Below are 14,638 nucleotides of genomic sequence, written 5' to 3'. Positions count from 1 at the left end.
ACCCCGTATCATACCAAGAGGGCTCTTTTTTGTTCAAGTCCCCGAAAATCCTTCTAACAGGAATGCTCCTTTATAATCATAGCTACTTCTTTCCCTTTTACCGTAATATCTTTTTACAGAAATTCACTTCATGAATTGTCCTTCCTTAACTACTTTTCTCTCACTCTTACCTAAAATTTTGCTAAAATTAAATACAGAATATTTATAATATTAATTTTAATATGAAATCCATTCTGACTCATTAGACAACTTATATATAATTAAGTTAATTGATTTTACAAAGTGTCCAAAGGAGGAAAACGTCTTGCCATCAAATCACACCTTGACTATTTCAGAATTATTTAACTTTACTTGTTTTAATGGTTATAAAGTTCTTGCAGGAAAAAAAGGAATAAACCGCAAGGTGAAATGGGCACATATTTTGGAAGTAACTGAAGTTGGAACGTTGATAAATGGAGGAGAATTGATTTTGACAACCGGCATCGGCTGGTCACAGCATCCTGAAACAGGGGTAAAATTCGTAAAAGAATTGATTCTTAGGCAAGCAGCCGGTATTTGCATCGAACTGCACACATACATAGATAACTTACCTGAGGCGATTATCCATATGGCAGAAGATGCTGGTTTTCCAATTATCGTGTTTGAAAGACAAGTCCGATTTATAGATATAACCATGAAAGTGTATGATTTACTGCACTTCCCAACTCCTGAAAAGCAATTCCTTTTTTGCCTGCAAAGTTTATGGAATGGATCAGATTATGAACAATTGGAAGAAACAAAGAAAGAGTTGTTCAAACACCATGCAGATTCACCTGTTTACTCCGCACTTGTTTTGGGTAATTTTAAAATGGATATGGCTTATTTATACTCAAAAGCAAAGAAAAATCAGTTATCGTTTATTCATAGTTATTTAAGTGATATCCCAGGTAAATTAATTCTCTGGTTTGATGAATCACCAAACATATTAACCTTCAAAAACCGGGTTGTCAGTACTATACAGACACCATCTAATAATTATAAATTTATTTTAGGCGCACAGGTCCGAAGTATGGCATTAATCCAATCAAGTATCACTACATTAAAAAAAGCTCTTGACTATACTCGCAATTTTAAGAGCAGTGACTCTGTAATTTACGAAGAACTTCATTCTGAAAAACTCCTGACCTCAATCGAGGAAAACGATTTACTAAATTGGATTTACGAGTATCTAATGCCCCTCATTGAGTATGACCGAAAAAATGACAGTAACTTGCTTTTCACTTTATATATCTATTTACAATGTTTAGGGAATAAGAAAGAAGCAGCTAGCCGATTATTTATTGTTCGGCAAACGTTATACCATCGTCTTGAGAAACTAGAAGAGTTTCTAGGCAGAGACTTTATTAAAGATAATAATAAAAGATTAATGCTAGAGGTTTCATTAGCCGGTTATTTTACAAAATTAGCCAAAGGTGAACAAGATACTACAGATATTCTGCACATTTTTTAATATTTAAAAATAAATGGGCAGCAAAATTCAGAATGGGCTTTTGCCGTGCCTCTCCGCCCATTTTTGCATAGTTTATATGGAGCTTTAGCATTTTGTAAAAAAAGGAGAATGCCCAATGTATCCATATGGCTATTATCAAGGTTATCTTCCTCAGCCTTCAGGCCACTTCACACCGGAGTTTCAGCAATTTGAACAATTTGAACAATATGATTCTGACAGACAGCCGACTCAGCTTGAAAGAAGGGTAACGGCTCTGGAGAGGCAAAATCAGGACCAATCGAGAGAAATTACACGTTTAAACAGGCAGCTAACTAACTTAACCGATCAAGTACGAATGCTAAATCAGACTGTTGACCGGCACACACGAAGGCTCAACAGATTAAATCAAAGACTAAGAGCTGTAGAAAATAGGCTTAATATTCCTTTCACCCCATTTGAAGGAGAGTTTTAATGCTAAAAAAGAAGCCTGGATCCGAATCCATGCTTCTTTTTTTAAACTGCCATATCCTTATCTTTATAAAATTTATAGGTTGCGAATAAAAAAATTAAAATGAATGCTGCAGATAAAATCAGGAAAACCGCTTCCAATCCTCCGCCGAACATTACCTGTTTTGCTTCAAAGTATTTAAAAGGTGTCAGGTATTTCAGAAAATCAATCGACGTACTCATGTCAATCATAATGGATAACAGAAAGGTGCCCATTAGAACCGCAGTTGATAGCGATGCAGCTGATTTTGGTTTCCTGGTGGCAGATGCAATTGCCGACCCCAGAAAGAGGAAAATCAACTGGAGGATAAACATTCCTGCCAGCAAAATGGCAATATCTCCATTCAAGTTTTTCCCATCGTTATAATATTCTACCGCTGCTGCAGAAGAAACGAAAGTGACGATATTGAATAGTAAAACGTTTACTAGCGCAGCTATCAACTTCCATGTAATTACCTTGTTTCTTGAAATTGGTTTCACAAGTAAAAATTCAGCTGTTTTTTCAAGTTCCTCCTTTGAGACAATAGTCGACCCCAGCATACTGGCGTGTATTGCCGCCATCACCATCAAATACAAAAAAAGCACACCGTAATATCCTCCTGCAGTAGAGATATCAAGCGACCCAGTCCCCATAATCGCCTGCAGTGCCTTGGGCATAGCTCCCATTAATTCATTCATCGACTGACCGGACGAAGAAATTCCGCCAAATTTACTCATACCGCCTGCAACCATCAACAAAATGCCGATACACCAAAGGATCAAAGATTTACGGCTGGCTTTTAGTTCTCTGAAAAATAAATTCATAGCAAGCACCTCCAGTTGCCATTAGATTGAAATATCCCTTTTCGAATAAACATAATAAACAACTGAAATTGATGCCAAAATGATTCCCGCCCCCAAAGTAAAAAATGCCGGTTCATAGGCTGAATTATTCGTGATATAGGCTGGATCAAAATATTTAAAAGGCGTAATATAGCGCATTGCTTCATCACCTGCGGCCGAACCGAAGATTCCAACCATGAAAAAGCCAAAAACCGTGCCCAGCGAAACGGAAAGAACCGATTTAATACGCGGAACAATAACCGAAACAAGCACCCCAATAGCCAGGAAAATAAGCTGCAGCAAAAATAAAGAAACAGAAATCAGAATAAAGGCAGATATACTGTAACTTTCTGTCTTAACTATCGAAGCCATCATGTTGGCAGCCGTTACAAAGATGATATTTGTTAAGATTAATGAGACAACTGCAGCCAACAGTTTGGATGTTAGAACTTGTTTCCGCGTTACAGGTTTGGTTAATAAAAAATCAGCTGTTTTTTCACGAATTTCTTTTGTCAATAGAGAGGATCCAAGATTCATAGCCTGTATAGACCCACAAAGGGATACATACAAAAACACATAGGAATAGAATCCCAGTATAGTAGCAATACTGTCTATTTCCAGTCCAATTGCTTTTCGGACAGGTTCCGGAAAACCTTGAAGCACCCTCTTAAATTCCTCGGCATCTTTTGCGATAGCAGGAAACATTGAAAAGAGAAGAATGGTTAAGCCAGCCAATGAAAGTGACCAGATTAGCGTTGATTTTCTGTAGGACTTCCATTCATATATAAATATATTCATAGCCAATTAGTCCTCTTTTTCATAATAATGCATAAAAATTTCCTCCAGGTCAGGCTCATCAATCCAAATATTCACGATATCAATTGCAGCAATTTTCTTCATTATGGAATTCACATTCCCCTTAAACAAAAAGGTTGCCGTCCCCCTATCCTCCTCCAGGTCATTAACACCTTTTATTTGAAAATATTCCTTGTCAAGGGAGACAGCTGTTTCGATTTTAAATTTTTTGTAGGTACTCTCTTTCAAGGTGCTGATCTTCTCCAGCGTAACGATTTCACCTTCTTTAATAATGGCTACCCGGTCACACAATTTTTGCACCTCACTTAAAATGTGGGATGAAAAAAGAATGGTTGCACCTTTTTTATTTTCTTCTGTTAACAAATCAAAGAATTTTTGCTGCATAAGGGGATCCAATCCGCTCGTCGGTTCATCCAGGATAATCAGTTTTGGTTCATGAAGGAGCCCTTGGATGATCCCTACCTTTTTCCGGTTGCCCAGAGACAAATCATCAATCTTTTTAGAAAGGTCAAGATCCAAAATGTCTGCAAGTTCGTGCATTCGTTTGCTGCAATCCTTTTTATAAAAGCTCGCAGAGTATTTCAGCAAATCAAGAACTTTCATATTTTCGTAGTAAAAAACCTCAGACGGCAAATATCCAATCTCTTTTTTTATCTCAGATCCATATTTAATACAATCTTTTCCAAAGATCTTTGCACTGCCGCCAGTAGGGTAAATGAGTCCCAGCAGCGTACGTATAGTGGTCGATTTTCCCGCCCCATTTGGACCGATGAAGCCAAAAATTTCCCCTTCTTCCACTGTAAAACTAATATTATTGATTCCCCTTGCTTTTCCGTAGGTTTTAGTCAGATTGCTGATTTCAATTACACTCATTATACAGCCTCCTCATTATAAAAATTCGGGGTTAAAGCTCATGGTTGATTTTGGCACCCTGTTAATTGGAGAGGAAGCCGCGAGATTCTCAAAAATGCTCGCATTTCCTTCGTGCGGTTCTAATTCGGGGATGCTTAATCAACGTCCAGCGGTAAGACCGTGTCAAAGGGAGACCCCGCAGGCACGTTTGCCCAAGGAGCGTCGGGTCGGGCCTCCCTCGGTTCGCAGAGCTCTGGAGCGGAAATCAACAGGCAATTTTACCAGAGCAAAAATTCAAGTAACAGCTACTTTTCTTTGTAAAGAGATGTTCTTAAAATCTCAAGATACAGATCCATCTCGGCCCTTATTTTATCAATATCAATTTGCTCCAAGTTCGCAGTAATCACTTGATCCTGCTGCTGATTTCCAAAACCTTCAATCGTCCAGTAAATGATATTTACTGCTCTTTTAATATCGATACCTTCTTTAAAATACGAAGTATCGATATCCGAAAAAAACTTCTCATAGCTTTTGGACAATATTTCTTTATTTCTGCGTTCAAGTTCGCTTTTCACTTCCTCAGCCTCTTCCGTATAGGCCGCTTTAAAAAATTTAAGTATTTCCGGATAGATACCAAATAGCTCAAATTTAATTAATGTGATTTGACGCATCTTAATGAAAATATCTTTTTCTGACCAATCCAGTTTTTCGGCTATTTTTTCAGAAAACACCACCATCAAGTGATCATACAAAAATAAATACAAATCTTTTTTATTATTAAAGTAATGAAAAAGCAATCCCTTGGATATATCAGCTTCTTTAACAATTTCATTTGTAGAGGCATTACGGTAGCCTTTTCGTGCGAATACTTTTGTTGCCGCATTTATGATGCGATCCTGTCTTTCAGGATCCAAACTTAAAAACTTAGAAAACATTTTTCGTCTCCTTCTTAATGAATGATTTTGACCATATCGGTCAATTACAATTTCATTATATAAACGTTGACCAATACGGTCAATATAGTTTTAAAATATTTTCAGCTTTTTATGCCCATAAAAAAAGATCAGTCTGGACGTGTAAGCTCAGAACTGACCTTAAAAGATTCAACTAAGTTTTGCCAGACGTTCATAAACGTCCTTTAGATTTGCACAGCCTAAATTTTGTGCTTTTTCACTCAATGTACACCATAGCTGGGCGGTAAGCTTCGCATCCCCAAGCGCATGATGGCGGCCAATCACGGGAATGCCATTATGTTCGCACAGCTCTTCTAATCTAAAAAGAGCTTTATCAGGTTCTGTGACCTTGTAAAGGAATGAAGTATCCAATATTTTATGCTTAAAAGGAGTGCGGAACAACTTCCAGCAGCTATGACGCATAAAGCTTTTTTCATGATTCGCATGATGGGCAACAAGCGGCATATCCTTAACAAATTCAAAGAATCTGATCATAACATCTGCGAGGGAAGGCGCTTCAACTAACTGACCCTCAGATAACCCGGTTAGTTCCTTTATTTTCGGAGGAAGCGATTTATCATATTGCACGAGGGAATAAAAACAATCTTTGTCGCAAGTTTCCCCTCCGATTATTTTAACTGCTCCAATGGAAATGATTTGATCACCTTTATCCGGATAAAACCCTGTTGTTTCGATATCAAACACAACAACATTTAACTTTCTGATGGGTATGGCCATTGAATCGGCATTTTCCAGTTCCCTTTGCATTTGCCTGATAAACGCCATATGCTGGGCGTTCTGTCCATTCAACCCCCCAAACATATTTGAATGAAGCTTCCCTTGAATTCCTCTGACAAATTGTACAAAAGGATCAAATCCCATTACACTGCACCCTTTTCAATGGTCCTTATCACAAATTGATGAAGATTTTTTCCATCCTTTAAAATTCTTTTTAATTCATTTCTTTCCCTTTTTGTTAAGCTTTTTATTTGGAGAAAGTGGGTATCATTGTAGGTATCGGTTTGTTTGTATGACAGAAGACGCCATTTTAATAGAGTGGCAAAATTGTTTTTGCATCTGTCCATTCCGGCATCATAACCTTTAATATCTTGAAGCTTTTCCAGCCTGGCAATCGTTGAAGTTTCGAATATCCCTTCTTTAATCGCGAGAAGCCGAACCGCATTTACATAAGGGATAAATGCCGTATATTTGAGATCCAGCTCCCCTTGATGGGTTCCTTTTTCTTCCGGAAGAAGCTGGCCTACCGGACCAATAGCATTTTTTATATGCATACTCGTTTCCATCAGCCGGCTCAGCAGATTGGAATTATTTTTAATACGATTATGAATGAGTGATTTTAATTCACCGATATATTCTTTTTCGCCAGCCAGCACTCTGCTATCGTAGAAAATATGCAGATTTCTCAATGTTTGCCAGCTTTCTTCTTTCATCCAATCTGAAATTTGCTCCTTCCACTTCCCTAAAGGCTGGCACCATATCGGATTAGAACTCATTACATTTCCTTCGCAATAGGGATATCCAACTGTCTCAAGTCCGTCTGCTATTTCCTTGCCCAGCTTCAAAAAGTATGTTGCTGCCTCAGGATCTTCCGTTTCATATACCAGCCCATGGTCCTGATCGCTTAAAAAACCTTGTTCCATTCTCCCCCCACTTCCCGTCAAAAACCAGACAAACTTCCATGAGGGCAATTTTTCTCCATTCATTCGTTCCAAGGCTATCTTAAAAACAGTTTTCATTACACAATCATGAAGCTCATTCAATGCATAAGCATCCAACCGAAGATTCAATATTTGTTCATCTTTCCACTTTTTCAGGGATTGATAAGAGTTAATTCCGCAATTCAATCGGACACTTCCTTTAAGGCAGCCCGTATTCTGGAGGTTTACGAGCTAATCCTTTTGTTTTCTTCAGCCATAAATATTTCCGGGTACCCGTAGCTGCCATGTTCACTTAAATCCAAGCCCATAATTTCTTCTTCCTCTGTTACACGAAGTCCTCCCATTAACTTCTTGGCAATTGCCAGAATAATGAAAGATACGGCAAATGCATAAAGACCAGAAACTGCTACACCCATGAATTGTACACCCAGCTGTTCAAAGCCGCCTCCGTAAAATAACCCCGGCTTCCCAACTGTTGCAAGCTCTGGTGTTGCAAAGAATCCTGTGGATAAGGTTCCCCAAATCCCTGCTGCACCATGGACTGACAAAGCATAAATAGGATCATCTATTTTTTTCCTTTCAAAGAACCTGACACTATAGAACACTTGGATACCAGCTACAAGCCCAATTACAACGGATGCCCAAGTATCAACAAAAGCACAAGAAGCAGTAATGGCAACCAAGCCTGCCAAAGCACCATTCAGCATGGTCGGTACATCCGATTTGCCCATTACCATCCAGGAAATAATCAATGCAGCTACAGCTCCAGCTCCGGCAGCCAGGTTTGTGTTCAATGCTACAAACCCAAAGAATCCATCTTCAACTGATAATGTGCTGCCGGCGTTAAATCCAAACCAGCCGACCCATAGAATCAGTACGCCAAGTGCAGTATAAACTTGGTTATGTCCATATATGTTGTTTGCTGAACCATCTTTATTAAATTTTCCAATACGCGGTTTTAGCAAAATCGTAGCAGCGAGTGCTGCCATAGCACCTGTTAAGTGAACAACTGTAGAACCGGCGAAATCCTGCTTGCCATGCTCTGCAAGCCAGCCGCCGCCCCAGATCCAGTGTGCAACAACCGGGTAAACAATGGCGGAAAACAATATAGTAAAAATGAGGTATATGGATAATTTTGCCCGTTCAGCAAAACCGCCTAGCGCGATCGTGATGGCAATGCCGGCAAATGCCAGCTGAAAAACGAAGAATACAGGAGAAGATAAGCTCATCCCTTCAAGCTCGGCACCCGAGTAGAAGAAGTTTGAAAGTCCGACTAAAAAGTTGGCTTTATCACCAAATATGAATCCAAAACCTACAGCCCAAAACACAAGTGATGCAAGCCCGAAAGTAAATATGGTTTTGCCTGCAATATGGCCAGCATTCTTCATTCTAGTCGAACCAGCCTCCAGCATAATAAATCCGCCTAACATGAAGATAACTAAAATGGCTCCTAACATTACCCACAAACTGTTCATTAAAAATGTGGCATCCAATTCTATTTCCTCCCTTAGTTCAATGTAAGATAATTTAATTAATATATGTTATATTTCCTTACATCATTAAATTTAACTTTATTTTATCCTAAATTCACAATATGTCAATGTTCTTTTTATAATTTTCTAAATTTCATGTTATAAAACATTACATAGAGATTATCTTTGGTGCAAAATTATTGGCAAATTTAAAGTGGTATCCGCTTTTCATTAATCGGTTAAGTTAAAAACGAGCATTTACTGCTCAATAAATCGTCGGGAGTGATGTATCATGGCAAGAAACAAACTTTTGGTGCCCGGTGCAGAAAATGTATTGGAGCAAATGAAGCAAGAGATTGCCAATGAGTTTGGTGTTCAGCTTGGTGCTGAGACGACCGCACGAGCAAACGGTTCTGTCGGGGGAGAAATGACAAAACGTCTTGTCGCCATGGCAGAACAGCAGCTAAGAAACCAGCAAAATCTTTAAAAGACGGCTTCTTTAGCTCGGCCGGCCCTATACTGGGGCCGGTTATTAGAATCGCGCAGTTTTTTCGGATAAAGTTTTTCTTGCTAGGTCTCCTTAAGCAAGTGATTCCGTTGAAACAATCAATTTATTCGCCCAAATCAGTTGGTTTATTCGCTAATTTACAAGTTTGTTCGCTGATTCCCCTGTTTTATTCGTAAGTTTTTGTGATTTATTCGCTGGTTTAAATGACTTATTCGCTAAGTTCATAATTTTGTAACTTTTTCCAAACCGTTTAAAAGCTGCGAATAAACGGTTCCTCCATGCTGCAAAATAAATTAGAGAAATTAAAAGGAGGTTTTGTCCATGACGAACAAAAATGACAATCGCGAAAGAAAAAACAAATATCCCAATAAGAAAAAGCAGGATACTGAATTCTCTAAGGACACAGATATTCGCAGTGAAATAACAAAAAGGGATGTGCAAAAGTAACTTTAAGCAACAAAAAAAGGCTCGTCATTCGACGGCCTTTTTAAGTAAAAAGCTTATATAATAAATAAATAGCTCCTACCAGGAGCCACACGTAGGTGCCTGGTCATATTGGAGGCAGTAATTTTACTTTTTTTCCCTCGACCTGAGAGGATGGTTTATGAATGCCTCAAGATCCTGTATTACAATCTTCAGCATTCTGTTTTTTTTCTTTAAGCATGTTCTTTCCCCCTATAAAAGAGTTATGTTAAAGGCTCAGTTTACACTCTATTTTATACCTGTATAGGTATAATGTAAAGGTTTAACTCTTTTTTTGCCAGCCTTTTCACAGCTATTTATATTTCCTTACAAAGCTGAATAACTCTTCTTTCTCTTTAGGTGGCAATTTTTCAGAAAGTCTGCCTGCTTCACTTCCCAATTAACTGATTTTATTCTCCGCCTCTCCTTATCTATTTCCTATAAAAAAAGCGCAAGGCGCCTGGAGCTAGATAGTTCTCAAAGTTCAAAGGAATATAAATTCTGATATATTAAGAAAATCCCGAATCAGAGGGACACTTAATTAATCTAAGTATTGCGGCTTGCTTTTTACTACTTTCAAGGTTGTTTCCATGCTTTTTACAGAAGACGCGAATACCCTCGCTTCAAACACGAATGCAAAAAGTGCAGTTCCCAACGCCAGGTGAAGGACAGCCCAAGAAATTTCAATGTAACTGATGATGGTGAGTATGCCGATGAGTATTTGGCCCATCACAACCAAGGAAGCTGCCATTAGCCTATTTTGTAACCCAGCATTCCATTTTTTCTTAATGGAGATATATGTAAGAAAAAATATGTAAAATGCTAAAGCACCAGCTAGAAGCCTGTGGCCAGTTTGGAACATCCCCGGTATGGATGCAGGTATAAATCCATTTCCGCAATCCAGCCAGCCGCATGCCAATCCATATGCTTGATGCTTTATGTAAGCACCCAGAAATAAGGTCAGCATCAATAGCATTAAAACTACATTTAGATTAGATAAAACTGCTATACTGTTTTTATGCAGTGAAGGCTGATTCCCATTCCTGACAGCAACTCTTCTCCAAATCCATATAAGGTTTGCCAGGAAAAGCATAGCAATCATCAAGTGAATGGAAACAATAATAGCCGGTAAATCCAGTAAAACTACAACTGCCCCCAACAAAATCTGAAGGACAAGAAAAATCATTAATCCCCAGGAAGCCGATTTTAAATCCTGTTCTGGTCTTGATTTTTTAATTTTAAGAAAAAGCGCAACAGTAATAATCCCGAGAATTGCCCCAATTACCCGATGAGCAAACTCAATTAACGTATCGCCTTCCAGAATAGGAATTACCTGTCCATTGCACAATGGCCACTCAGGCCCGCAGCCCATCCCCGATTCAGATGATGCCACATAACCGCCAAATACAATTAAGAGGTATGTCAAAATAATTGTCATGAATGCCAATCCTTCTATCCTCAACCCATGCACCCCTTTTGCAGTTTTTTGAATTTTGTCACAATATTATCAAAGATTGGACAAATCTTCGGTGACATGGGTCACAAAGAGCTGCTCATTTAGAAGTCAGACATGTTATAAAAAAATCAGAACTCCCCTATATAAAATTTCTGGAGTTTTTTCGCAATAAAATTTAAAAAAGGCAGTCCATCACCATGATGAGCTGCCTTTACTATCATTGAAGAAACTTTATTGATTGAAAAAGTTTTTGCTATATAGAGTGACTTCCTCTATCTTACTGCGATTCGGTTCAAAGCCAATTCCGGCTTCTTCAGGAATAATAATGTACCCATCTTCCATACTCACCTCTGGATCAATAATATCCTGTTTCCAATAATGTGAGGATGGTGCAGTGTCGCCAGGAATCGTGAAGTTTGAGAGTGCTGTTATGGCAATATTATGGGCCCGGCCAATTCCAGCTTCAAGCATTCCTCCACACCACATTGGAATATTGTTCGCTTCGCAAAGGTCGTGGATTTTCCTGGATTCAGTCAACCCGCCAACCCTCCCGATTTTAAGATTAATAATTTTGCAGCTTTCGAGCTCAATCGCTTTTCTGGCATCCTCAAAAGTATGTATACTCTCATCGAGGCAGATGGGTATCTCAAGCTGTGACTGAAGTTTCGCGTGATCAATAATATCATCATGGTCAAGGGGCTGTTCAATCATGGTCAGATTAAACTCCTCCAGCTTTTTTAAATGCTCAACATCCTTAAGGGTGTATGCACAATTGGCATCCGCCATGAGCTGTATATCCGGAAATTGAGTTCGGATGGCTTTTAGAATATGCACATCCCAGCCCGGCTTGATTTTCACCTTAATCCGTTTATAGCCTTCCTTGATATATCCTTCGATCTGCTTGAGCATCGAAGCTTCTGATTCTTGGATCCCGACACTAACGCCTACTTCAATTCTGTCCTTCACTCCTCCCAAAGCCTTTGCCAGCGAAATTCCATTTTCCCTGGCATATAAATCCCATACTGCACCCTCTAAGGCTGCTTTAGCATTGAAGTTCCCTCTAATCTTCCTGAAAGCTTCTGAAACATCATCAGGATGGCGGATATCTGCTTCAAACAGGATGGGGATCAAATGATCACTCATGATATGCCAATTCGTTTGTACTGTTTCTTCATTATAGATAGGCTCCATTATGGATACAGATTCTGCCCACCCAGAAAGCCCGCTTTTCGACTTGACTTCGACAAGTATGAAATCTTTATCTGCTTCCGTTCCTACACTTGTAGTGAAAGGATTCAGCAGCTCCATCTTCACATGCCTTAAAAGGATGCTTTTAAATTCCATCATATCTTCTCCTCGCTCTATGCCTATTCTTTTTCCAAAAGATATAGGTATTGATTTTCCTTCATTCGATCTTTGATTAAATCAGTCACAGTCCAGCCATCACGTAAAAAGTGTATAAAGACATTTTTTGTCGCTTCTCTCCACTTCAATGCTAGTGAAAAATTTTGTTTTTTGATATCCTGATAGTTTCCTGGTACTGGAACAAGAAGCTTATCATTGCTATAGTTTAGATTAGTTTTATAAGGAATAGAAAAACCATTCTCTACATCCGTCTCTATAACGCAAGGCATCTGAGGGTAAGCAGATTGACTGCAGCGCGGCTTTTCATTTTTTATACGCCACTCTACTAAAAATCGGTCAGTCGGAATACCCGCATTCATATGATCCGACATTTCCCCATAAGCATTTTCAATATAACGGGTGCATACCGCTCCAAGCTTATGAAGATTTAAATTGGCATTAACGGTTTCCAGCGGATCATATGTCCAGGAAATAAGATCGTATCCTTTTTCCAACGCTTTCACTTTTTGTGCATTTTTCAGCATTTCCCCCACTCCAAATGCACGATATTTTGAATCAATTCCCAGGCTATGGGAACATAAATAAACCTTATTGCCATCAAACCCGGGAAAGCTGTACTGAAATCCGATTAGCTCGTTCCTAATAAAGGCACCAAGGACAAATCCTCCGTTTTTAACTGCCGCAGCCGTATGGTTAACAGGTACAGCATCTTCCACGCTCCATATTCGTGTTTCCAATTGATAAACCGCTCCGAGCTCCTCAACATGATCAAGGCTTCTTATAGATAGTGATGATCGTGTTTCCTGCTTCATTAAATCCTCTCCTCACACTTACCTGCGAAAATCCGCTTACTTACTTCCATTAAAATATAATATGTGCAATAGCAACTACGATCGGCAATGTGATAATTGTGCGAAGCAGGAAAATCAGGATTAAATCTTTAATGCTGACCGGAAGCTTTGAACCAAGCAGAAGTCCGCCCATTTCAGACATATACACAAGCTGTGTAACAGACACACAAGCTATTACAAATCTTGTCATTTCGCTCTCAATTCCGCTCCCAATTACTGCAGGAAGAAACATATCAGCAAAACCGACAACCATTGTCTGAGCTGCTTCAGCTGCTTCAGGGATTTGCATAAGTGCAAGGATTGGCTCAAATGGTTTTCCTAGAATCATGAATGCCGGTGTATATTCTGCAATTACCAAAGCTACCGTTCCAATAGCCATAACGATCGGCAATACACCCAGCCACATATCAAGTACATTCTGGAAGCCTTCTTTAACAACTCCGCCAGGACCTTTATTTGCCTGAGCTTTTTTTACTGCATTATTGATTCCCCAATTTACTGCAGAGACATTTGCTGGAATGGAGGTTTCCTCTTTAAGTTCAGTGCCTTCATATCCACTATCTGATTTTCTAGATAAAGGAGGAATGCGCGGCATGATAATCGCAGCCGCAAGACCTGCAAGGATAATTGTAAAATAATAATGAAGGAAGTATTGCTCAAGATTTAGATATTGAATGATCACAATTGTGAAAGTGATGGATACCACCGAAAAAGTCGTAGCTACCACTGCAGCTTCACGTTTCGTATAATAGCCGTCTTCGTATTGCTTCGTTGTCAGAAGAACACCAATTGTTCCGTCTCCCACCCATGAAGCCAGGCAATCAAGGGAGGAGCGGCCCGGAAGCGTAAAGATCGGCCTCATCACTTTAATAAGCAAGGCGCCAAAGAATTCAAGCAAACCAAAATTTAATAGCAATGGCAAAAACAAACCTGCCAGAAGGAAAGTGGTAAATAGGATTGGAATTAAATCATAGATTAATAGCCCGCCGGTATTTTCCGAATAGATTGGCTCAACACCCAACTCAAAAATAGTGATAATAGCAAAAACCATTCCAAGAATCCGCGCCGCAAGCCAAAACTTGCTCACATTAAAAAGTTTATTTAAAAACGGGCTATTCAAAATGAACCCAGGTTTAAATATAGTTGCAGTAAGTGACCCAATAACGGATAAAGTTATAACAATAACTGTGATTGCATAAACAGAATCACCCAATAAACTTCCTATTTGTCCAGCCAGATAAGCTACCGGTATAGTAATGCCCTCACCTTCGCTGATCGGCACCATGAATAAGAGAATTCCCACTAAAGATGGGATTAAAAATTTCAAATAATCTCCTGCTGCATACGACTTTAGCTGCACCTGTTCAATCTCAGGCATTTTCTTTGAAAGACTGCTCATTCGCATGGACCCCCTTGTATTTTTTCTA

Annotated in this window: 15 protein-coding genes; 4 read left to right on the top strand and 11 right to left on the bottom strand. The window is 39.1% G+C overall.

All coding sequences use genetic code 11. The features are described from left to right. Positions 1-304 precede the first annotated feature (304 nt). Both NCCP133_RS05735 and NCCP133_RS05730 read left to right on the top strand, forming a co-directional pair. Entirely contained in the window at positions 305-1,489 is a 1,185-nt protein-coding gene (locus NCCP133_RS05735; RefSeq protein WP_264803969.1) for a PucR family transcriptional regulator, read from the top strand. Positions 1,490-1,604: 115 nt separating this feature from the next. Next, the gene (locus tag NCCP133_RS05730) at positions 1,605-1,940 is read left to right on the top strand and encodes a hypothetical protein (RefSeq protein ID WP_264803968.1); all 336 of its coding nucleotides are present in this window, start codon (positions 1,605-1,607) and stop codon (positions 1,938-1,940) included. Positions 1,941-1,981: 41 nt separating this feature from the next. Here NCCP133_RS05730 and NCCP133_RS05725 read toward each other — a convergent pair whose 3' ends face one another. From NCCP133_RS05725 to NCCP133_RS05695, 7 genes are all read right to left on the bottom strand, one after another. Continuing rightward, on the bottom strand, positions 1,982-2,779 hold the full coding sequence (locus NCCP133_RS05725; RefSeq protein ID WP_264803967.1) for an ABC transporter permease: 798 nt from the start codon (positions 2,777-2,779) through the stop codon (positions 1,982-1,984). A gap of 21 nt (positions 2,780-2,800) precedes the next feature. Then, positions 2,801-3,595 (bottom strand): ABC transporter permease, encoded by a 795-nt coding sequence (locus NCCP133_RS05720; RefSeq protein WP_264803966.1) that lies wholly within the window; start codon positions 3,593-3,595, stop codon positions 2,801-2,803. A 6-nt stretch (positions 3,596-3,601) separates the two neighbouring features. Continuing rightward, on the bottom strand, positions 3,602-4,486 hold the full coding sequence (locus NCCP133_RS05715) for an ABC transporter ATP-binding protein (RefSeq protein WP_264803965.1): 885 nt from the start codon (positions 4,484-4,486) through the stop codon (positions 3,602-3,604). Between the two features lie 284 nt (positions 4,487-4,770). Beyond that, a complete protein-coding gene (locus NCCP133_RS05710) occupies positions 4,771-5,400 on the bottom strand; it encodes a TetR/AcrR family transcriptional regulator (protein ID WP_264803964.1) in 630 nt (209 codons plus the stop codon). A gap of 168 nt (positions 5,401-5,568) precedes the next feature. Continuing rightward, a complete protein-coding gene (locus NCCP133_RS05705) occupies positions 5,569-6,300 on the bottom strand; it encodes an exonuclease domain-containing protein (RefSeq protein WP_264803963.1) in 732 nt (243 codons plus the stop codon). Continuing rightward, positions 6,300-7,283 (bottom strand): DUF294 nucleotidyltransferase-like domain-containing protein, encoded by a 984-nt coding sequence (locus NCCP133_RS05700; RefSeq protein WP_264803962.1) that lies wholly within the window; start codon positions 7,281-7,283, stop codon positions 6,300-6,302. Before NCCP133_RS05700 ends, NCCP133_RS05705 begins: the two co-directional genes overlap by 1 nt. Before the next feature lie 38 nt (positions 7,284-7,321). Continuing rightward, on the bottom strand, positions 7,322-8,590 hold the full coding sequence (locus NCCP133_RS05695; protein WP_264803961.1) for an ammonium transporter: 1,269 nt from the start codon (positions 8,588-8,590) through the stop codon (positions 7,322-7,324). A 271-nt stretch (positions 8,591-8,861) separates the two neighbouring features. Here NCCP133_RS05695 and NCCP133_RS05690 point away from each other — a divergent pair, with 271 nt between their 5' ends. Together NCCP133_RS05690 and NCCP133_RS05685 are read left to right on the top strand one after the other, a co-directional pair. Next, the gene (locus tag NCCP133_RS05690; protein ID WP_264803960.1) at positions 8,862-9,056 is read left to right on the top strand and encodes an alpha/beta-type small acid-soluble spore protein; all 195 of its coding nucleotides are present in this window, start codon (positions 8,862-8,864) and stop codon (positions 9,054-9,056) included. A 342-nt stretch (positions 9,057-9,398) separates the two neighbouring features. Further along, positions 9,399-9,524, top strand: a complete 126-nt coding sequence (locus NCCP133_RS05685; RefSeq protein WP_264803959.1) for a hypothetical protein — start codon at positions 9,399-9,401, stop codon at positions 9,522-9,524. A gap of 556 nt (positions 9,525-10,080) precedes the next feature. Here NCCP133_RS05685 and NCCP133_RS05680 read toward each other — a convergent pair. The 4 genes from NCCP133_RS05680 to NCCP133_RS05665 form a co-directional block, all read right to left on the bottom strand. Continuing rightward, positions 10,081-10,977, bottom strand: a complete 897-nt coding sequence (locus tag NCCP133_RS05680) for a COX15/CtaA family protein (RefSeq protein ID WP_264803958.1) — start codon at positions 10,975-10,977, stop codon at positions 10,081-10,083. A 249-nt stretch (positions 10,978-11,226) separates the two neighbouring features. Next, positions 11,227-12,339, bottom strand: a complete 1,113-nt coding sequence (menC, locus tag NCCP133_RS05675) for an o-succinylbenzoate synthase (RefSeq protein WP_264803984.1) — start codon at positions 12,337-12,339, stop codon at positions 11,227-11,229. 23 nt (positions 12,340-12,362) lie between these two features. Next, positions 12,363-13,172, bottom strand: a complete 810-nt coding sequence (locus NCCP133_RS05670; protein WP_264803957.1) for a GNAT family N-acetyltransferase — start codon at positions 13,170-13,172, stop codon at positions 12,363-12,365. A 49-nt stretch (positions 13,173-13,221) separates the two neighbouring features. Further along, positions 13,222-14,610 (bottom strand): YjiH family protein, encoded by a 1,389-nt coding sequence (locus NCCP133_RS05665; protein ID WP_264803956.1) that lies wholly within the window; start codon positions 14,608-14,610, stop codon positions 13,222-13,224. Positions 14,611-14,638 lie beyond the last annotated feature (28 nt).

Origin of the sequence: Cytobacillus sp. NCCP-133, assembly GCF_026011715.1 — a bacterium.
Taxonomy (GTDB): Bacteria; Bacillota; Bacilli; order Bacillales; family Cytobacillaceae; genus Cytobacillus.
Note: the sequence above shows the minus strand (reverse complement) of the source record. Positions and strands in the feature narration are given on the sequence as shown.